This is a genomic window from Stenotrophomonas maltophilia group sp. Smal13, from assembly GCF_030236855.1.
Taxonomy (GTDB): domain Bacteria; phylum Pseudomonadota; class Gammaproteobacteria; order Xanthomonadales; family Xanthomonadaceae; genus Stenotrophomonas; species Stenotrophomonas maltophilia_A.
Genome location: NZ_JASJSQ010000007.1, coordinates 26,254 through 44,450, shown reverse-complemented (window position 1 = coordinate 44,450; position 18,197 = coordinate 26,254). Strand labels below are relative to the sequence as shown.

17 protein-coding genes are annotated in these 18,197 nt (G+C 65.7%); 8 read left to right on the top strand and 9 right to left on the bottom strand.

Going from position 1 to position 18,197, the window contains the following annotated elements; translation table 11 throughout:
- Window positions 1-9: 9 nt before the first annotated feature.
- The 3 genes from atpG (at window position 10) to QRO95_RS04200 (ending at window position 2,854) form a co-directional block, all read left to right on the top strand.
- On the top strand, window positions 10-873 hold the full coding sequence (gene atpG, locus QRO95_RS04210; protein WP_032129046.1) for a F0F1 ATP synthase subunit gamma: 864 nt from the start codon (window positions 10-12) through the stop codon (window positions 871-873).
- Window positions 874-911: 38 nt separating this feature from the next.
- Entirely contained in the window at window positions 912-2,318 is a 1,407-nt protein-coding gene (gene atpD / locus QRO95_RS04205) for a F0F1 ATP synthase subunit beta (protein ID WP_032129045.1), read from the top strand.
- Between the two features lie 113 nt (window positions 2,319-2,431).
- Window positions 2,432-2,854 (top strand): F0F1 ATP synthase subunit epsilon, encoded by a 423-nt coding sequence (locus QRO95_RS04200; protein WP_005419509.1) that lies wholly within the window; start codon window positions 2,432-2,434, stop codon window positions 2,852-2,854.
- A 204-nt stretch (window positions 2,855-3,058) separates the two neighbouring features.
- Here the strand turns inward: QRO95_RS04200 and QRO95_RS04195 are convergent, their stop codons facing one another.
- A complete protein-coding gene (locus QRO95_RS04195) occupies window positions 3,059-3,442 on the bottom strand; it encodes a GtrA family protein (protein WP_285301742.1) in 384 nt (127 codons plus the stop codon).
- Between the two features lie 83 nt (window positions 3,443-3,525).
- Between QRO95_RS04195 and glmU the strand changes: the two genes are divergently transcribed.
- Together glmU and QRO95_RS04185 are read left to right on the top strand one after the other, a co-directional pair.
- Window positions 3,526-4,893 (top strand): bifunctional UDP-N-acetylglucosamine diphosphorylase/glucosamine-1-phosphate N-acetyltransferase GlmU, encoded by a 1,368-nt coding sequence (gene glmU / locus QRO95_RS04190; protein ID WP_134951578.1) that lies wholly within the window; start codon window positions 3,526-3,528, stop codon window positions 4,891-4,893.
- Window positions 4,862-5,395, top strand: a complete 534-nt coding sequence (locus tag QRO95_RS04185; protein ID WP_032129042.1) for a GNAT family N-acetyltransferase — start codon at window positions 4,862-4,864, stop codon at window positions 5,393-5,395. Before glmU ends, QRO95_RS04185 begins: the two co-directional genes overlap by 32 nt.
- A 47-nt stretch (window positions 5,396-5,442) precedes the next feature.
- Here QRO95_RS04185 and QRO95_RS04180 read toward each other — a convergent pair whose 3' ends face one another.
- The 6 genes from QRO95_RS04180 to QRO95_RS04155 form a co-directional block, all read right to left on the bottom strand.
- Window positions 5,443-6,795 carry a PAS domain-containing sensor histidine kinase gene (locus QRO95_RS04180; protein WP_285301741.1) on the bottom strand — a complete coding sequence of 451 codons (1,353 nt, stop codon included), beginning with the start codon at window positions 6,793-6,795 and terminating at the stop codon, window positions 5,443-5,445.
- Window positions 6,792-8,138 carry a sigma-54 dependent transcriptional regulator gene (locus tag QRO95_RS04175; protein ID WP_285301740.1) on the bottom strand — a complete coding sequence of 449 codons (1,347 nt, stop codon included), beginning with the start codon at window positions 8,136-8,138 and terminating at the stop codon, window positions 6,792-6,794. The genes QRO95_RS04180 and QRO95_RS04175 overlap by 4 nt, the downstream gene beginning before the upstream one ends.
- 176 nt (window positions 8,139-8,314) lie before the next feature.
- Window positions 8,315-9,529, bottom strand: a complete 1,215-nt coding sequence (locus tag QRO95_RS04170) for an ABC transporter permease (RefSeq protein ID WP_285301738.1) — start codon at window positions 9,527-9,529, stop codon at window positions 8,315-8,317.
- 21 nt (window positions 9,530-9,550) lie between these two features.
- Window positions 9,551-10,852: an ABC transporter permease gene (locus tag QRO95_RS04165; protein ID WP_285301737.1), complete on the bottom strand. Its 1,302-nt coding sequence runs from the start codon at window positions 10,850-10,852 to the stop codon at window positions 9,551-9,553.
- A 10-nt stretch (window positions 10,853-10,862) separates the two neighbouring features.
- A complete protein-coding gene (locus QRO95_RS04160) occupies window positions 10,863-11,588 on the bottom strand; it encodes an ABC transporter ATP-binding protein (protein ID WP_032129038.1) in 726 nt (241 codons plus the stop codon).
- A gap of 35 nt (window positions 11,589-11,623) precedes the next feature.
- Window positions 11,624-12,901, bottom strand: a complete 1,278-nt coding sequence (locus tag QRO95_RS04155) for an efflux RND transporter periplasmic adaptor subunit (RefSeq protein WP_049399200.1) — start codon at window positions 12,899-12,901, stop codon at window positions 11,624-11,626.
- 203 nt (window positions 12,902-13,104) lie between these two features.
- Here QRO95_RS04155 and glmS point away from each other — a divergent pair, with 203 nt between their 5' ends.
- Both glmS and QRO95_RS04145 read left to right on the top strand, forming a co-directional pair.
- The gene (gene glmS / locus QRO95_RS04150) at window positions 13,105-14,943 is read left to right on the top strand and encodes a glutamine--fructose-6-phosphate transaminase (isomerizing) (RefSeq protein WP_049399202.1); all 1,839 of its coding nucleotides are present in this window, start codon (window positions 13,105-13,107) and stop codon (window positions 14,941-14,943) included.
- A gap of 445 nt (window positions 14,944-15,388) precedes the next feature.
- Window positions 15,389-15,820, top strand: coding sequence for a CBS domain-containing protein (locus QRO95_RS04145; protein ID WP_006394252.1), 432 nt, complete (start codon window positions 15,389-15,391; stop codon window positions 15,818-15,820).
- Between the two features lie 67 nt (window positions 15,821-15,887).
- Here QRO95_RS04145 and QRO95_RS04140 read toward each other — a convergent pair whose 3' ends face one another.
- Complete coding sequence (locus QRO95_RS04140; protein WP_032129035.1) at window positions 15,888-16,316, bottom strand: VOC family protein; 429 nt, start codon at window positions 16,314-16,316, stop codon at window positions 15,888-15,890.
- 92 nt (window positions 16,317-16,408) lie between these two features.
- Window positions 16,409-16,927, bottom strand: coding sequence for a lactoylglutathione lyase (gene gloA, locus QRO95_RS04135; RefSeq protein WP_285301736.1), 519 nt, complete (start codon window positions 16,925-16,927; stop codon window positions 16,409-16,411).
- A gap of 122 nt (window positions 16,928-17,049) precedes the next feature.
- On the opposite strand from gloA, the gene QRO95_RS04130 reads away from it, so the two are divergent.
- The gene (locus tag QRO95_RS04130) at window positions 17,050-18,162 is read left to right on the top strand and encodes a PLP-dependent cysteine synthase family protein (protein ID WP_285301735.1); all 1,113 of its coding nucleotides are present in this window, start codon (window positions 17,050-17,052) and stop codon (window positions 18,160-18,162) included.
- The last annotated feature ends 35 nt before the right edge of the window (window positions 18,163-18,197 follow it).

Here is an 18,197-nt window from a genome sequence, read left to right as displayed (position 1 = left end):
AAACAAGAGATGGCAAGCGGACGCGAAATCAAAACCAAGATCAAGAGCGTGCAGAACACCCGCAAGGTGACGCGCGCCCTGGAAATGGTCTCGGCCTCCAAGATCCGCAAGGCGCAGGATCGGATGAAGACCTCGCGTCCGTACGCGCAGGCGATGAAGCAGGTGATCGGTCACCTGGCCCAGGCCAGCACCGACTACCAGCATCCGTTCCTGGTCGAGCGCGAGCAGGTCAAGCGGGTCGGCTTCATCGTGATCTCCTCCGATCGCGGCCTGGCCGGTGGCCTGAACAACAACCTGTTCCGCAGGATGCTGGGCGAAGCCAAGGCATGGCAGGACAAGGGTGCGGAAGTGGACCTGGTGACCATCGGCCAGAAGGCATCGACCTTCTTCCGCCGCGTGAAGGTCAACATGGTCGGCAGCGTGACCCACATCGGCGACGTGCCGAAGCTGGAATCGCTGATCGGTGTGATCAAGGTCATGCTCGACGCCTTCACCGAAGGCAAGGTCGACCGCGTGTACCTGGTCTACAACCGCTTCGTGAACACCATGACGCAGAAGGCCAGCTTCGATCAGCTGTTGCCGCTGCCGCCGGCTGAGAAGCAGGTCGCTCACCACGACTGGGATTACCTGTACGAACCCGATGCCGCGACCGTGCTCGAGCACGTGATGACGCGTTACATCGAGTCGCTGGTGTACCAGGCACTGCTGGAAAACGTCGCCTCCGAGCATGCCGCACGCATGGTTGCGATGAAGGCGGCGAGCGACAACGCCAACAAGCTGATCGGCGAACTGCAGCTCGTCTACAACAAGGCGCGCCAGGCAGCGATCACCCAGGAAATCTCCGAAATCGTCGGCGGCGCGGCAGCAGTCTGACCGCGTTCGTTCAAAGCACACATTTAGAGGATGCAGCAATGAGTCAGGGCAAGATCGTTCAGATCATCGGCGCGGTCGTCGACGTCGAATTCCCGCGTGAGTCGGTGCCGAAGGTGTACGACGCACTGAAGGTCGACAACACCGAAATCACCCTCGAAGTCCAGCAGCAGCTGGGCGACGGCGTGGTGCGTACCATCGCCCTCGGTTCCACCGACGGCCTGAAGCGCAACCTGGTCGCCACCAACACCGACCGCGGTATCTCGGTGCCGGTCGGCGCTGGCACCCTGGGCCGCATCATGGACGTGCTGGGCCGTCCGATCGACGAAGCCGGCCCGGTGGCCGCCAGCGACAGCTGGGAAATCCACCGTGCGGCCCCGTCGTACGAAGACCAGTCCCCGGCTACCGAGCTGCTGGAAACCGGCATCAAGGTCATCGACCTGATGTGCCCGTTCGCCAAGGGCGGCAAGGTCGGCCTGTTCGGCGGCGCCGGCGTCGGCAAGACCGTCAACATGATGGAACTGATCAACAACATCGCCAAGGCGCACAGCGGTCTGTCCGTGTTCGCCGGCGTGGGTGAGCGTACCCGTGAGGGCAACGACTTCTACCACGAAATGAAGGACTCCAACGTCCTCGACAAGGTGGCGATGGTGTACGGCCAGATGAACGAGCCGCCGGGCAACCGTCTGCGCGTCGCCCTGACCGGCCTGACCATGGCCGAGTACTTCCGCGACGAGAAGGACGAAAACGGCAAGGGTAAGGACGTCCTGCTGTTCGTCGACAACATCTACCGCTACACCCTGGCCGGTACCGAAGTGTCGGCACTGCTGGGCCGCATGCCGTCCGCCGTGGGTTACCAGCCGACCCTGGCCGAGGAAATGGGCGTCCTGCAGGAGCGCATCACCTCGACCAAGAATGGTTCGATCACCTCGATCCAGGCCGTCTACGTTCCCGCGGACGACCTGACCGACCCGTCGCCGGCGACCACCTTCGCCCACCTGGACTCGACCGTTACCCTGTCGCGTTCGATCGCCTCGCTGGGTATCTACCCGGCCGTCGATCCGCTGGACTCCACCAGCCGCCAGATGGACCCGCTGGTCATCGGCCACGAGCACTACGACACCGCCCAGCGCGTCCAGCAGACCCTGCAGAAGTACAAGGAGCTGAAGGACATCATCGCGATCCTGGGCATGGACGAGCTGTCCGAAGAGGACAAGCAGGCCGTGTCGCGCGCCCGTAAGATCGAGCGCTTCTTCAGCCAGCCGTTCCACGTGGCCGAAGTGTTCACCGGTTCGCCGGGCAAGTACGTGCCGCTGAAGGACACCATCCGTGGCTTCAAGGCCATCGTCGATGGCGAGTACGACCACCTGCCGGAGCAGGCGTTCTACATGGTCGGCGGCATCGAAGAAGCGGTCGAGAAGGCCAAGAAGATGGCCGAGAAGGCCTGATCCGGGACGGGCGGGAGCGATCCTGCCCGACCTGACGCCGGCGCCGGGCAACCGCCCGCGCCGGTGGACTCCCACGGTGGCATTGCGCCGCCGCGAACAGCGAAGAGATTTGCATGAGCACGATCCGTTGCGACATCGTCAGCGCCGAGCAGGAAATCTTCCGTGGCGAAGCGACCCTGGTCGTGGCCACCGGTGAGCTGGGCGAACTGGGCATCGCGCCCAAGCACGCGCCGCTGATCACCCGCCTGAAGCCGGGCAAGGTGGTGGTGACCACGCCGAACGGCGAGCAGCTGGATTTCGCCATTTCCGGCGGCATCCTGGAAGTGCAGCCGCAGGTGGTGACCGTGCTGGCCGACACCGCGATCCGCGCGCAGGACATCGACGAAGCCTCGGTCCGCAAGGCCAAGGAAGAAGCCGAGCGCATCCTGGCCAACCGCGGCGAAGCGATGGAAGTGGCCGAAGCCCAGCAGAAGCTGGCCGAAGCCGTCGTCCAGCTGCAGGCGCTGGAGCGCCTGCGCAAGAACCTCAAGCACTGAGGTTTCTCGCGCTGCATCCACGAGAACGCCGGCCCTGTGCCGGCGTTTTTGTTTGTGCGGGGTAGAGTGTCGGCTGGGTAGAGTCGACTGTCAGTCGACTATCGCGCGCAGCGCGGGATTTCCGCAGTCTGATGGAAGAGCAGTCGACCAACAGTCGACTCTACCGATCCCGATCCCGATCCCGATCCCGATCCCAGCGCCGTATCAGCGGTAGACCACGTAGCGCATCAGCAGGAAGGAAACGCACGCCAGCCCGCCTTCCACCAGCGGCTTGGCCAGCCAGGTGTACTGCAGGCCCAGCTCGTGGTCGACCAGGCTCACCAGCAACGTGCTTGTCGCAGTCAGCAGCAGCCACAGCCCGAAGAAGCGTGAAAATCGACGCCAGCCAAGGCGCGCATCACCTGCGTTGGCAAAGGTGTAACGGCCGTTGAGCCAGAAGCCCAGCAGCATCCCGGCCAGGCGTCCGGCAATGTTGGCAGGCACCACCGGCAGGCCCAGCGCGGTCGCGGCGACGAACACCAGCCAGTCGAGCAGCAGCTGCACGAGCCCGATGATGAGATAGGTGCTTCCCTGGCGGACGAGGCCCATCAGTGCGGTGAAGGAGGTTGGATGCACATGTTAACGGCCCACGCTCTAGAATCATCGGCAACGAACCACGGACTGCCGTTTCCATGACCCAACCCCTGCACGTCATCATCCTCGCCGCTGGCGCGGGCAAGCGCATGAAGTCGGTGCTGCCGAAGGTGCTGCAGCCGATCGCCGGCCAGCCGATGCTGGCGCATGTGATCGATGCGGCCCGCGAACTGCAGCCCTCGGCGATCCACGTGGTCTACGGCCATGGTGGTGAAGCGGTGCGCCAGCACTTCGCCGACCAGCCCGACCTGCAATGGGCTGAACAGGCGCAGCAGCTGGGCACCGGCCATGCGGTGGCCCAGGCGATGCCGCAGGTGCCTGACGCCGCGCAGGTGCTTGTGCTGTACGGCGACGTGCCACTGATCCGCGCGCAGACCCTGCGCGACCTGCTGGCGCAGCCGGGTCGCCTGGCGGTACTGGTCGCCGATGTCGATGACCCGACCGGTTACGGCCGCGTGCTGCGCGATGCCGAAGGCAAGGTGGGCTCCATTGTCGAGCAGAAGGACGCTACCGATGACCAGCTGCGTGTGCGCACGATCAACACCGGCATCATTGCCGCCGAGTCGACCGCGCTGCGGCGCTGGCTGTCGCAGTTGTCCAACAGCAACGCGCAGGGCGAGTACTACCTGACCGACGTGTTCGCCTTTGCCGCGCACGAGTACACCCCGGCCGAAATGGCACTGGTGGCCGACGCGCAGGAAGCCGAAGGGGCAAACGATCCCTGGCAGCTTTCGCAGCTGGAGCGTGCCTGGCAGCGCCGCGCGGTACGGGCCCTGTGCGCGCAGGGCGCGCGCGTGCGTGACCCGGCACGACTGGATATCCGTGGCACCGTCACCGTGGGCAGCGATGTGCTGATCGATGTCGACGTCGTTCTGGAAGGCCACATCGTGCTCGGCGACGGCGTCACCGTGGGCCCGTTCAACCGGCTGAAGGACGTCAATCTTGGCCCGGGCACCGAAGTGCGCGCGCATTGTGATCTTGAAGGCGTGGTCACAGAAGGTGCTGCGCTGGTGGGACCGTTCGCGCGGCTGCGTCCGGGGACCGTGCTCGCAGACGGCGTGCACGTGGGCAACTTCGTCGAGACCAAGAAGGTCACCCTCGGTGTTGGCAGCAAGGCCAACCACCTGACCTACCTGGGCGATGCGGTGATCGGCAGCAAGGTGAACATCGGTGCCGGCACCATCACCTGCAACTACGACGGCGTGAACAAGTCGACCACCACCATCGGCGACAACGCCTTCATTGGCTCCAACAGTTCGCTGGTAGCACCGGTGACCATTGGCGACAGTGCGACGATTGCCGCCGGTTCGGTCATCACCCGCGACGCCCCGGATGGCAAGCTGACACTGGCACGTGCACGACAGGAAACCATCGATGGCTGGAAGCGCCCGCTCAAGAAGTCCTGAGCCACGCATCCCGCATGCCGACGAACTCGGCATGCTGCCGGCAATTGAACAACGTGCCGGTGAACTGCTGAAGGGTCACCAGGCCTACCCGGTGTTTGCCGGGCATGGTCTGGACCTGCCGACGCTGCAGGATGGCCTTCAACGTGGCCAGTTGTGGGTGGTGGATGCGGCTGACGGTGGTATCGCGGGTTACCTGCTGGCCGGTGAACTCTGCGGTGAATTCCATGTGCTGCAGATGGACGTGGATCCCGCACACGCGCGGCGTGGCCACGGCCGCGCTTTGCTGCGCCATGCCTTGGCGCAGGCGAGGGCGGGAGGCTACGCGGCCGCGGTGCTGACCACGCTGTCCGATGTGCCGTGGAATGCGGCCTTCTATGCCAGCGAAGGATTCGACGTAGTGCCCGAGGCGCAGTGGAACGATGGCCTGCGCGCGGTGATGGCCGAAGAGGCTGCGCTCGGGTTCCCGATGCACCTGCGGGTGGCGATGCGGCAGGTTTGGTAGGTGCCGACCTTGGTCGGCACATCCGCGCATGGCGTGGACCTACCCGCTCAACCCACCGGCAACAGGATCGACACGCACAACCCGCCATCGCCGCGATTCTGCAGTGATACCCGGCCGCCATGCGCTTCCACGATCTCGCGGGTCAAGGCCAAGCCCAGCCCGGTGCCATTGCGCTTGGTCGAATAGAACGGCATCAGCGCATTCTGCAGCACCTGCTCGTTCATGCCCTTGCCGCGATCCAGTACGTCCAGGCGCAGCCACTGCGGCAGCCGCGTGAGTTGCACCTGTACGTCGTCGTTGGGCGGTTCTGCTTCGGCGCAGGCTTCGTGCGCGTTCTTCAACAGGTTCAGCAGTGCCTGCCCGAACTGGGCGATGTCGATGCGGCTGCTCAGTTCCTCGTCCGGCTCACGTTCCATGCCGAATGGGATCTGCTGGCGCAGGCTGGACAGGAAGGGGGCCCAGTGCACGGTCTGCAACTGCGGTTGCGGCAGCTTGGCAAAGAGCGCATAGCCGCGGATGAAGCCTTCCAGGTGGCGTGCACGATCCTCGATGGTGGTGAAGATCTCCGGCAGCCGGTCAAAGCGCTCACGCTGCACCAGTACACCGCCGGAGTGGGCCAGCGAGGCAATCGGTGCCAGCGAGTTGTTGAGCTCGTGGCTGATCACCCGGATCACCTTCTTCCAGGTCTGTACTTCCTGGCGGCGCAGCTCGGCGGTCAGCAGGCGCACCAGCAGCAGGTCGTGCGGACGACCATTGAGCTGGAAGGCGCGGCGCGAGAGGTGGTACACCTGCTCGTCGTCCTCATCGCCGTCCTCGCCCTCGGCATGCACCGCGAACAGGCTGTCGCCACCGCGGGCGATGGCATCGCGCAGCTCCACCGGCACCTGTTCCAGCACGTCCTCCAAGCGCTGGCCTTCCAGCTTCCAGCCGCCATGCAGCAGCTTGCGCGCAGCCAGATTGGAGAACACCACGCGGGCGATGCCATCACCGCCCGAGGCGATCAGCAGCATCGCCACCGGCGTGTTCTGCACCATCGTGTCCAGCAGAAGTTCGCGTTGCACCAGGCCCTGCCGCTGTGCACGCAGCACATCGCCCAGTTCGCGGTGTGCCTGCACCAGGTCGCCGAGCTCGTCATTGCCGGGCCAGTGCACGCCGAAGTTGTATTCGCCGTCGCGATAGCTGCTGGTGGTGCCCGCCAGGGCCCGCATCAGTGACCGCACCGGGGCGGTAGCGCGACGCAGGGTCCACCACATCAGCGACAGCAGGATCAACGCCGACACCGTGGTCACCACCCAACCATGGTCCATCCAGTAGGCCAGCAGCCACGGCAACGCGGCGGCCAGCGCCAGCACCGGCAGCAGGCGCAGGAACAGGCGGAAAGTGAACGAGCGCCGTTTCATTCGCGCGGGATACCGTGGCGGTCCATGCGCCGGTACAGCGCCTGGCGGCTCAGGCCGAGTTCGGCGGCGGCCTGGGCGATGACGCCATGGTTGCGCGCCAGTACCTCTTCGATGCGCGCGCGGTCGGGGTCATTGCCCGCACTGGGGGCCGGGCGCGGTGCGGCGGCTGCGCGCGGCAGATTGAGATCGGCCACTTCAATGCGGTTGCCGGTGGCCAGCAGTTCGGCGCGCTGGATCACGTTGCGCAGTTCGCGCACGTTGCCTGGCCACGGGTGCCGCTGCAGGGCGGCGGTGGCGGTGCTGGACAGGGGCTTGCCAGCGGTCAGGAAGCGCTCGGCCAGCGGCACGATGTCGCCCGGGCGATCGGCCAGCGGCGGCAGCACCAGTTCCACCGTGTTGAGGCGGTAATAGAGGTCTTCGCGGAAGGTGCCGTCGCGGATCATCGCCGGCAGGTCGGCATTGGTCGCGCTGACCACGCGGACCTTGACCTGGCGTTCGCGGTTGGAGCCCAGGCGCTCGAAGCGGCCGGTTTCCAGCACACGCAGCAGCTTCATCTGCCCGCCCAGCGACAGGTTGCCGATCTCATCCAGGAACAGGGTGCCACCATCGGCGGCCTCGAACTTGCCTTCGCGCGCCTTGTTGGCGCCGGTATACGCACCGGCCTCGGCACCGAACAGTTCGGCCTCGATCAGTTCCGAAGGCAGCGCGCCACAGTTGACCGCCACGAATGGACCCTTGGCCACCAGGGAATTGGCCTGGATGATCTGCGCGATCTTCTCCTTGCCGGCACCGTTCGCGCCGGTGATCAGTACCGGCAGTTCCGAGCGTGCGACCTGGCAGGCAAGAGCGATGACGCGCTCGCTGGCGGGGTCGGCGAAGACCGCGCCGCACAGGTCGTACTTCTCTTCCAGCGCATTGCGCTGGCGCAGTTCACGGCTGCGGCGCCGGTCCAGTTCGCGGCGCGCCTCGGACAGTTCCAGCAGGTTGTTGACCGTGGTCATCAGCTTGCGGTCGTCCCAGGGCTTGGCCAGGTAGTCGGCCGCACCGGCCTTGACCAGATCCACCGCGCTGCTGAGGTGGGTCCAGGCCGTCAGCAGGATCACCGGCAGATCGGGATGGCGCGCGCGGATCTGCGCGAACAGGGCCTCGCCTTCTTCGCCGGAGGTGGTGTCCTCGCTGAAGTTCATGTCCTGGATCACCAGGTCGACCGGCTGCGACTCCAGCAGGGCCAGCCCTTCGGACGGGCTCTGCGCCTGCAGGGTGTCGATGTCGTGCAGGGAGAACAGCACGTCCAGCGCGGTACCCACGCTGGCGTTGTCGTCGATGATCAGGATCGCAGGCATCAAGCGGTTCTGCAGAAAGGGATGGGCGGCGCCGTTGGAGCCGTTCGTGTCCACGCACCGGGAGAGCCCGGCGCCACCCATCAAGCATAGCCAAACCCGTGGCTGTGCAGGAGCGGCCCTCGGGGAAGGCCGGAGGCCGGGCCATCGACACGGCCCGGCCTGTCTGGAGCGGAGCCTCAGGTGCCCCGGGTGGCGACCGCCGGCGGGACAGCCGCAGCCCGGCGGGCCGGGCCGAACACGGCGATCTGGCCCAGTGCCCACAGCAGCAGTGCACCCAGCGGCAGGTACAGCAGCGGCATGCGCGGCAGCTCGTACAGATTCATCAAGGCCAGATTGATCGCGTAGGCCGCCAGCATGCCCAGCACGATGCCCAGCGTGGCCAGCAGGAAGTTCTCGGTCTGGAAGTAGCGCAGGATCTGCCCGCGGGTCGCGCCCAGCGCACGGCGGATGCCGATCTGCTTGCTGCGCTGCTGCACCCAGAAGCTGGCCAGGCCGATGATGCCCAGCGCGGTGACCACCAGCAACGAGACGCAGACGGTGATCAGCAGGCCGACCATCGCGCGGTCGTTCTTGAAGTAGTCCTTGCGCTGATCCTCGTAGGTCTCCTTCTCGCGCACCAGTCGATTGGGGTCATTGCGTTCAAGCGCGGCGATCGCACCCTTGAGTACTTCCTCGCGCCGTTCCGGGGCGGTACGCAGCACATAGGGGCCCTGGGTGAAATCAGTTCGCACCGGCAGCACCATCGACAGCGTGGTGTTGTTGTTGTAGTCGGTGGGCGTTGCCAGTGCGGCGACGATGCCGACCACGTGCAGCGGCTGCTTGCCCATGTAGAACGTCTTGCCCAGTGCATTCTCGCCCGGGTACAGCTTGTCAGCGAGGGTGCGGCTGATGATCACCGAGGACGCCGTATTGGACGAGGCGTTCTTCTGTGCGTCCTCGAAGTTGCTGTACTCGCTGGACTGGAAGTCACGGCCGGCGGTCAGCTGCAGTCCAAGCGTGGGCAGTCCGCCTTCGCCGAACATGTACATGGTGACGAAGGCGGTCGGACGCTCCTGCTCCTGTTTAAGCGAAACGCTGGTATTGGAGGAGTTCGGGCGGAACGGCAGCTGGTTGACCTTGGCTGCGGCAGTCACGCCGGGCACCGCACGCAGGGCAGACAGGTCTTCCAGAGTGCGGGACTGACCGTTGGTCTGCTTGCCGATGCCGCTGACCCGGACGAACACCAGTTCGTTCTCGGCCAGGCCGCTGGTCTGGCTGATCCGTTCCACGCGCTGGGTGACCAGGAACAGGGCGTTGCAGACGATGGCGCAGGTCAGGGCGACTTCCAGCACGATCAGGGCGGCGGCCGTCTTGTGCCGGCGCAGGGTGCTGAGGATGGGGCGGATATCCATGGGAGGTCCTCGTATTCGTGCTTACTGCGACTTGAGCTGGATGGCCGGGGTGACCTGCATCGCGCGCCAGGCGGGCAGGAAACCGGCGGCGAGACTGGCGAACAGGGTCAGGCCGATGGCCAGCAGCAGCATGCTGCCGTCCAGGTGGGCGAGATCCGCGTAGTCCACGGGTTGCTGGCGTACCGCGTACAGTCCAAGCAGGGCCAGGCCGATGCCGAGCACACCGCCGGCAACGCCGATTGCACCAGCTTCCACCAGGCACTGCAGGAAGATCTGCCCCCGGCTGGCGCCGAGGGCGCGACGCACGCCGATTTCGCCGCTGCGGCGCAGGAACTTGGCCAGCAGCAGGCCCACCGTGTTGACCAGGCAGACGCCGAGGAAGCCCAGTGCCAGCCACATCTGCAGGCGCACGTCGCTGGGCACGGCGTTCTTGAACGTCAACCACTCCATTACCGGGCGAAGCCGCACGTTGGTGGGACGCTCGAAACGCCCTGCTGCGCGCTGCTGGTCCGAGTAGTTGACCAGGTAGCTGCGGTAGTCCTCGACCTTGGCAGGGTCCAGCTCTACCCAGCACTGGATCCAGCTGCACGGCGCGCTGATCGAGTTGCTGCTGCCATCGGGATTCTCGCCAAAGCAGTTCATGTTGCCGTTGCTGCCGAACTCCAGGTCCATCGCGGTCGAGAACGGCACCAGCAGGTCTTCATCCTTGCCGTAGTTGCCGGTGGTCAGATCGAAGAAGTGGGGTTCGGGGTTCCACTTCTTCATCACGCCGATCACCCGCAGTGAATGGCCGCTCAGGCGGATCTCGCGACCCGTGCTGTCGGCACCCTGGAACAGTTTGTCGTTGATCGCTTTCGACAGCACCACCACGCGGCTGCGGCTCTCATCGTCGCTGCTGCTCCAGGCGCGCCCGTACTGCATCGGCACGTCGAACATGGGGAAGAAATCAGCCGACGTCCAGCGCGTATCCACCGAGAACGGCTTGAGCGTGCTGAGCTCCGGTTCCACCGTGCCGCCGCCCGCACTCATCATCGCCTGGCGGACGCCGCGCTTCTCGCGCAGCAGGGTCTCGGCATCGCGCCGGGTCATCTGTTCCTCAGGCTCCTCACCCGGGGTATAGCCGCCACGCGGACGCGGCTCGACCTGCACATAGAACAGGCGGTCACTCTTGCCGGGGATCGGGTCACCGGACAGCACGTGGAACACGGTCAACGTGGTCATCGAGGCGCCGATGCCGAGCGCGATAGCGATCACCATCAACGCGGTCAGTACCTTGTTGCGGCGGAAGCTGCGCACCGCCAATCGGGCGTAGTAGGCGAACATGGTCGGGCCCTCACTCGTTGACGGCGACGATGTGGCGCGGCGGGGTGGCCAGCACCGGCTCGCGCACCAGGTCGGTCACCTGGCCATCGACGATGTGCACGTTGCGCTGCGCGCGCGCGGCCAGTTCCGGATCGTGGGTGACCATCACGATGGTGGTGCCGGCAGCGTTGATCTCCTCCAGCAGTTCCATCACGCCGCGGGCCATCTGTGTGTCCAGGTTGCCGGTCGGTTCGTCGGCCAGCAGCAGGCGCGGGCTGCCGGCAAGCGCACGCGCGATGGCCGCGCGCTGCTGCTGGCCACCGGACAGTTCATTCGGATAATGCTTCATGCGCGAGCCGAGGCCGACCTGGCTCAGCGCCTTCTCGATACGTTCGCGGCGCTCGTTGGCGCTCATCTTCCGATAGCGCAGCGGCACGTCGACGTTGTCGAACAGGTTCAGGTCGGGGATCAGGTTGAAGCCCTGGAAGATGAAGCCGATCTTCTGGTTGCGCAGGCGGCTGCGGGCGTCGTCGCCCAGCGTGCTCACGTCCTGGCCGTCGAGCATGTAGGTGCCGCTGGTGAAGGTTTCCAGCAGGCCGGCGATGTTGAGGAAGGTGGTCTTGCCGGAGCCTGACGGGCCGGTGACGGCGACGAACTCACCTTCCTTGACCTGCAGTTCCAGCGAGCGCAGTGCGTGGGTTTCCACCTGTTCGGTGCGGAAGACCTTGGCGACCGAACGCATTTCGAGCATGTACATGGGGTGTCCTCTCTCCAGGATTCAGGTATCAGGTATCAGTTGACGGAGACGCGTTCGGCGTCCTTGAACAGGTCGCTGCCAGAGACCACGATGCGGTCGCCCGGCTGCACACCCGACTTGATTTCCACTTCGCCCAGGCTGCTGACGCCCAGTTCCACCGGACGCCGCACCGCAGTGCGGCCGTCCATTACGTAGGCGATGCCGTTGCCCTGTTCGACGAACGGGCCCCGCTCGACCTTGAGTACGTCCTTGCGGGTATCGAGCAGCACGCGTACCGACATCCGCTGGCTCTGGCGCAGGCCTTCCGGCTGCGCGCTGGCGAAGCGCACGCGGGCGTTGACCTCGCCGTTGACCACTTCCGGCGACACCGCACTGATCTCGCCCGGGAACGGCTTGCCGTTGCCGCCGGTCAGCTGCGCCGGCATGCCGATCGCCAGGTCGCGGGCGAAGCTCTCCGGCACCTTGATCTCGACCTCGAACTTGGACAGGTCGACCACGCCCAGCACGGGCGCATTGGCGGCCAGGTTGGTGGACTGGACGGCCTGCACCTGGCCGACCTGGCCGTCGAACGGCGCGCGCAGGGTCAGCGCGTCCACCTGGCGCTGCACCTCGGCCACCACGGCCTTCTGGCGGTCGGCCAGCAGGCGCTTGTTGCGGGCGTCCAGGTCAGCGCCCTGGCTCTGCAGGCGTGCATCGGTGGTGGCATTGGCCAGCGTGATGTCGGCCTTCTTCAGCGAGTCCTTGGCCTTGGCCAGATCGATCTGCGGTACTGCACCGCCGTCGTAACCGCGCTGGTAGCGCTGCAGGTCGCGGTCGGCGGCCTGGCGCTCGATGGTGGCCTGGTCGGTTTCCTTGCGCGACTTGGCGCGGGCCAGGGTGGCGTCCAGCGCGGCGCGGCTGGCCTCGGCTTCCAGGCCGGCCAGGGTGGCCTGCTCCTGGGCCAGCTTGCTGCGCAGTTCCGGGCTGTCGATGACCGCCAGCTCCTGGTCCTTCTTGACCACGTCACCGGCAACGACTTTCAGGTCCACGGTACCGGCCGAGATGGCGTACAGGATCGGACTGTTGGCGGCAATCACCCGACCGTCGGCGGCGATGTCGCGGACCAGGTCACCGCGCTTCACTTCGGCGATGCGCACGCGGCTGCTGTCGTAGGAGCGGCTGGCGTTGGACCAGGCGTACACGGCCCAGCCGATGCCGGCCAGCAGCGCGATGGCGCCCAGTGCCGGCCAGCGGTAACGCTGCCAGTTGGCTCGGGTGGTGCCGGCCGGGGCGGAGGAAACGATCTGGTCCTGTGCGGAGGTGTCGCGGATCATCGGGTGCGTGCCTGACGGTGGTAGTGGGTACCAAGCACGTAGCGTGCCAACTTTATTTCCTTGTGGGTCAATGGGTTGGGAGGCGCCCTGAAGTGTCCGGGTGTCCGCGGACACCTTTCCGGACACTTTCATTAAGCGGACAGGAGGGGGAGCGCGGGCCCGCGGGCTAGAATGCGGCGATCGTCTTCAAGGAAACGCGTGACATGTGTGGAATCGTGGGTGCGATCGCTGATCGCGACGTAGTGCCGGTGCTGATCGAAGGCCTGAAGCGCCTTGAGTACCGTGGTTACGATTCCTCGGGCATCGCGGTGATCGACCATGCCGAACGGCCGGATGTGCGCCGCGTGCGTCGTACCGGCCGTGTGTCGGAAATGGCCACTGCGGCCGAGGCCGAGGGCTTCAATGCAGTGCTGGGCATCGGCCACACCCGCTGGGCCACCCACGGTGGTGTCACCGAGGCCAACGCGCATCCGCACATCAGCCACGGCGTGGCGCTGGTGCACAACGGCATCATCGAAAATCACGAGGAGCAGCGCGAGAAGCTGCGTGCCCTGGGTTACACCTTCGAGTCGCAGACCGACACCGAAGTCATCGCGCACCTGATCCATCACCACCTGAAGGACGGCGACGACCTGCTGGTGGCGCTGCAGCATACGGTGAAAGAGCTGACCGGTGCCTACGCACTGGCCGTGGTCAGCCGCGCCGAGCCGGAACGCTTCGTCTGCGCGCGCATGGGCTGCCCGCTGCTGATCGGTCTGGGCGAGGGCGAGAACTTCGTGGCGTCCGACGTTTCGGCCGTGATCTCGGCCACCCGCAAGGTGATCTTCCTGGAAGAGGGCGACACCGCCGAGATCCGCCGCGACGGTGTGCGCATCTTCGACGAGCACGACCAGCCGATCGAGCGCGAGGTGCACCTGTCCGACGTATCGCTGGCATCGCTGGAGCTGGGCCCGTACCGCCACTTCATGCAGAAGGAAATCCACGAGCAGCCGCGCGCGCTGGGCGACACCATCGAGGCAGCGATCGATGCCGGTGGTTTCCCGGCCGAACTGTTCGGCAAGAATGCCGAGGCCGTGCTGTCAGGCATCGAAGGCGTGCAGATCATCGCCTGTGGCACCAGCTATTACGCCGGCCTGACCGCGCGCTACTGGATCGAAGCCATCGCCGGCCTGCCGTGCAGCGTGGAGATTGCCAGCGAGTACCGCTACCGCGCCGCCTATGCGAACCCGAAGCACCTGATCGTCACCATCTCCCAGTCCGGCGAAACGCTGGATACGATGGAAGCGCTGAAGTACGCCAAGTCGCTGGGCCACAAGCACACGCTGTCGATCTGCAATGTGCCGGAAAGCGCGATTCCGCGCGCCAGCGAGCTGGTCTGCTACACCCGTGCCGGCGCCGAGATCGGCGTGGCGTCGACCAAGGCCTTCACCACCCAGCTGGCCGCACTGTTCCAGCTGACCGTGGTGCTGGGCAAGCTGCATGGCCGCATCGACGCGGCGCAGGAAGCGGACTACCTGGAGCAGCTGCGCTTCCTGCCGGGGAGCGTGCAGCACGCGCTGAACATGGAGCCGCAGATCGCCGCCTGGGCCGAGCGTTTCGCGCGCAAGAGCAGCGCACTGTTCCTGGGGCGTGGCCTGCATTACCCGATCGCGCTGGAAGGCGCGCTCAAGCTCAAGGAAATCTCCTACATCCACGCCGAGGCCTATCCGGCGGGCGAGCTGAAGCATGGCCCGCTGGCGCTGGTGGACGAGGACATGCCGGTAGTGGTGATCGCGCCCAACGACAGCCTGCTGGAGAAGGTGAAGTCGAACATGCAGGAAGTACGCGCGCGCGGCGGCGAGCTGTTCGTGTTCGCCGACCAGGACAGCAACTTCAACGAGTCCGAAGGCGTGCATGTGATCCGTACGCCGCGCCATGCCGGCGTGCTCAGCCCCATCGTGCACACCATCCCGGTGCAGCTGCTGGCGTACCACACCGCACTGGCACGTGGCACCGACGTGGACAAGCCGCGCAACCTGGCCAAGAGCGTGACGGTGGAGTAACTCCGCCGGAACCGCTGGAAGCTGCATGCGAAAGGGGCCCCACGTGGGCCCCTTTCGTTTGCGCCGGTGGTCGTGCCAAGTGGGACAGCCGCCGGGTGTTCTGTCCGCTGTCGGCAGCAGGCAATCAATCTTTAATGCGCGACATCGCCTGTATTCAGCGGCGGTTTCAGCCGCGGTGCCATTCTCTGAATCGTCAGTTGGTTCCCACGACGAACTGTCCTATCGATGCCGGTAGTGACCGATGGTCGCAGTCGTAGAATCGATTTGACCGAGGGCCGGGTTGAGCGGTTGAACCCACCTCGTTCGCGTTGCAGCACGTCGTCTGCCGATCCATTTCCACCGGCAGCCGGGTGCGCCAGACGTGCGCTGAAAGGTCTGTTCCCGGGGAGGGGGCGTATCGGAAGAGCACACTTTTTGACTTAGTGACCTGCACCAGGAAACAAGAATGAACGTCCGCGAACTCCTGCAATCCAAGAAAGAAGCTGTCATCACCATCGACGCCGAAGACACTATCGGTGCCGCCGCCCACAAGATGAGCGCGAACAAGATCGCTGCGCTGGTGGTGATGAAGGACGATGCCCCGGTCGGCATCATTTCCGAGAAGGACATCGTGCGCACCCTGGCCGACGACGGCCCGCAGGCCGGCCGCCGGGTGATCTCCAGCCTGCCGTCCACCGGCCTGGAAGGCATTGCGCCGGAAGCGACCCTGAAGCAGGCCATGTCGCTGATGACATACTCGCGGCGCCGTCATCTGATGGTCACCGAAGGCACCCTGCTGGTGGGCATCCTCAGCCTGGGCGACATCGTGAAGAACCTGCTGGGCGAGCTGGAGCTGGAAAAGGCCGTGCTGCAGGACATCTACATGGCCGCCCACTGAGGGCTGGACCCTTGGATGCAGAGAAGCCGGGCATTGCCCGGCTTCTTCGTTCACGGCTTCGGTGATATCAGAAAGTGACCTTCACCGAATCGGCGCTGTAGTTCGCCGGACCGTGATAGACCACTTCGATGTTGTTGCCATCCGGATCGAGCACAAAGGCGCCGTAGTAGCCGGGATGGTAGGGGCGCTCGCCGGGCGCGCCGTTGTCCTTGCCTCCGGCGGCGATGGCCGCGGTGTGGAAGGCATCGACGGTGGCGCTGTCGCGTGCCTGGAAGGCCAGATGGTGGCGCCCGGTCAGCTGGCCGGCGGCGGCCTCGCTGCTGGCGCTGGAAATGAACAGCTCATCGGCCCAGAAGTAATCCTCGCCTTCGCCGGCGATCGGGATGCCGATCGTATCGAACACCGCCTGGTAGAAGCGCCGGCTGGCGGCCAGGTCGCGCACCACCAGCTGGATGTGGTCGATCAGGCGGCCACGGTGCAGTTCCATCGTTTCCATACGAACCTCGCAAAAAAGGGGACGGAGGGGATTAAGTCGCTTCCAGCCAATAGTGCCAGAAACGACTTAATCCCCTCCGTCCCCTTTTTGGGTCAGACGTTGGCGATGATCTCGACCCAGTAGCCGTCCGGGTCCTTGATGAAGGCCAGGTTCTTCATGCGGCCGTCGGTCAGGCGCTTCTGGAAGGTCACGCCCAGGTCCTCGAAGTGCTGGCAGGCGGCTTCGATGTCCGGCACGGACACGCAGATGTGGCCGAAGCCGCGCGGGTCGCTGTTGCCGTCGTGGTAGACCGCGCCGTCCTGGGTTTCGGTGCCGTGGTTATGGGTCAGTTCCAGCACGCCCGGCAGGCCGGCCATCCACACGCGGCGCTGGCTGTCGTCTTCCGGCACCACCGCGCCGGCCGGTACGTAGGCCAGGAAGTACAGGCTGAACTGGGCTTCGGCGAAGTCGCGCTTGTCGATCAGCTGGTAGCCGAGCACGCGGGTGTAGAAGTCCAGCGAGGCGGTGATGTCCTTCACCCGCAGCATGGTGTGGTTGAACACGAAGCCGGTGGTCTCAGCCGGGGCCTGGGCGGCGACGCCGGGGACATCGCGCAGGGCGGGAATGGTCATGGGGGAGGTCCTTCAGACAGGGCCGTTGCTGGCCGGATGGGGCCATTCTACCGGCCGTCACCTGACGGCACCGCGACGTACAATGGGCGGATCGCACCGTTCCGTTCTGAGCATTGCCCGCCATGTCGCAGCGTGAATGGGTGGCTGCCGCCATCCGCAAGATCGAAGCCGATTTCAACCGTTCCGCCGATACCCACCTTATCCCGCTGGCGCTGCCCGGGTTCGCGGGCATCGATGTGTACCTGAAGGATGAATCGAGCCATCCCACCGGCAGCCTCAAGCACCGGCTGGCGCGCTCGCTGTTCCTGTATGCGTTGACCAACGGCTGGCTGCGCGAAGGACGGCCGGTGATCGAGGCCTCCAGCGGCTCGACCGCCGTCTCCGAAGCCTATTTCGCGCGCCTGCTGGGGGTGCCGTTCATCGCGGTGATTCCGGCCACGACCTCGCCGGAGAAGATCGCCGCCATCGAGTTCCACGGGGGCCGCTGCCACCTGGTCGAGCGCGCCTGCGAACTCAACGGTGAATCGGAGAAGCTGGCGCGCGAAACCGGTGGCCACTTCATGGACCAGTTCACCTATGCCGAGCGGGCGACCGACTGGCGCGCCAACAACAACATTGCCGAGTCCATCTTCAAGCAGATGGCCGAGGAGCCCAGCCCGGTTCCGGAATGGATCGTGTGCAGCCCCGGTACCGGCGGTACTGCGGCCACGCTGGGCCGCTATGTCAGCTACCGCCGGCACGACACCCGCATCCTCTGTGCAGACCCGGAAGTGTCGGTGTTCTTCGACGGTTACCAGGCCGCCGTGGCCGGTGAGCAGGACTGGCGTGGCCTGACCTGCAGTGGTGGTTCGCGCGTGGAAGGCATCGGCCGGCCGCGGGTGGAGCCGAGCTTCATCCCGACCAGCGTCGATGCGATGGTGAAGGTGCCCGACGCGCTGAGCCTGGCCGCGATGCGCCATGTCAGCCGCCAGCTCGGCCGCCGTGTCGGTGGCTCCACCGGCACCAACTTCATCGGTGTGCTGCAGGCCGCGCAGTGGATGCGAGACGCGGGCCACCAGGGCAGCATTGTCAGCATCCTGTGCGACAGTGGCGAGCGCTACGCGCAGAGCTATTACGACCCGGCGTGGTACGCGCGCCAGGGCATCGATGTCGACGGCGCCGATGCACAGCTGGCAGCGGCGGTGGCTGGGCAGGGACTGCCCGAACTGCCGTGGTGCAGCCTGGAAGCGTTGTAGCCGGCAGGCGTTTCCGCCGGGCCATGCCCGGCGAG

Coding starts and splice junctions, on each gene's coding strand:
- atpG (WP_032129046.1), top strand. CDS start 10: ATGGCAAGCGGACGCGAAATCAAAACCAAGATCAAGAGCGTGCAGAAC.
- atpD (WP_032129045.1), top strand. CDS start 912: ATGAGTCAGGGCAAGATCGTTCAGATCATCGGCGCGGTCGTCGACGTC.
- QRO95_RS04200 (WP_005419509.1), top strand. CDS start 2,432: ATGAGCACGATCCGTTGCGACATCGTCAGCGCCGAGCAGGAAATCTTC.
- QRO95_RS04195 (WP_285301742.1), bottom strand. CDS start 3,442: ATGGGCCTCGTCCGCCAGGGAAGCACCTATCTCATCATCGGGCTCGTG.
- glmU (WP_134951578.1), top strand. CDS start 3,526: ATGACCCAACCCCTGCACGTCATCATCCTCGCCGCTGGCGCGGGCAAG.
- QRO95_RS04185 (WP_032129042.1), top strand. CDS start 4,862: ATGGCTGGAAGCGCCCGCTCAAGAAGTCCTGAGCCACGCATCCCGCAT.
- QRO95_RS04180 (WP_285301741.1), bottom strand. CDS start 6,795: ATGAAACGGCGCTCGTTCACTTTCCGCCTGTTCCTGCGCCTGCTGCCG.
- QRO95_RS04175 (WP_285301740.1), bottom strand. CDS start 8,138: ATGCCTGCGATCCTGATCATCGACGACAACGCCAGCGTGGGTACCGCG.
- QRO95_RS04170 (WP_285301738.1), bottom strand. CDS start 9,529: ATGGATATCCGCCCCATCCTCAGCACCCTGCGCCGGCACAAGACGGCC.
- QRO95_RS04165 (WP_285301737.1), bottom strand. CDS start 10,852: ATGTTCGCCTACTACGCCCGATTGGCGGTGCGCAGCTTCCGCCGCAAC.
- QRO95_RS04160 (WP_032129038.1), bottom strand. CDS start 11,588: ATGTACATGCTCGAAATGCGTTCGGTCGCCAAGGTCTTCCGCACCGAA.
- QRO95_RS04155 (WP_049399200.1), bottom strand. CDS start 12,901: ATGATCCGCGACACCTCCGCACAGGACCAGATCGTTTCCTCCGCCCCG.
- glmS (WP_049399202.1), top strand. CDS start 13,105: ATGTGTGGAATCGTGGGTGCGATCGCTGATCGCGACGTAGTGCCGGTG.
- QRO95_RS04145 (WP_006394252.1), top strand. CDS start 15,389: ATGAACGTCCGCGAACTCCTGCAATCCAAGAAAGAAGCTGTCATCACC.
- QRO95_RS04140 (WP_032129035.1), bottom strand. CDS start 16,316: ATGGAAACGATGGAACTGCACCGTGGCCGCCTGATCGACCACATCCAG.
- gloA (WP_285301736.1), bottom strand. CDS start 16,927: ATGACCATTCCCGCCCTGCGCGATGTCCCCGGCGTCGCCGCCCAGGCC.
- QRO95_RS04130 (WP_285301735.1), top strand. CDS start 17,050: ATGTCGCAGCGTGAATGGGTGGCTGCCGCCATCCGCAAGATCGAAGCC.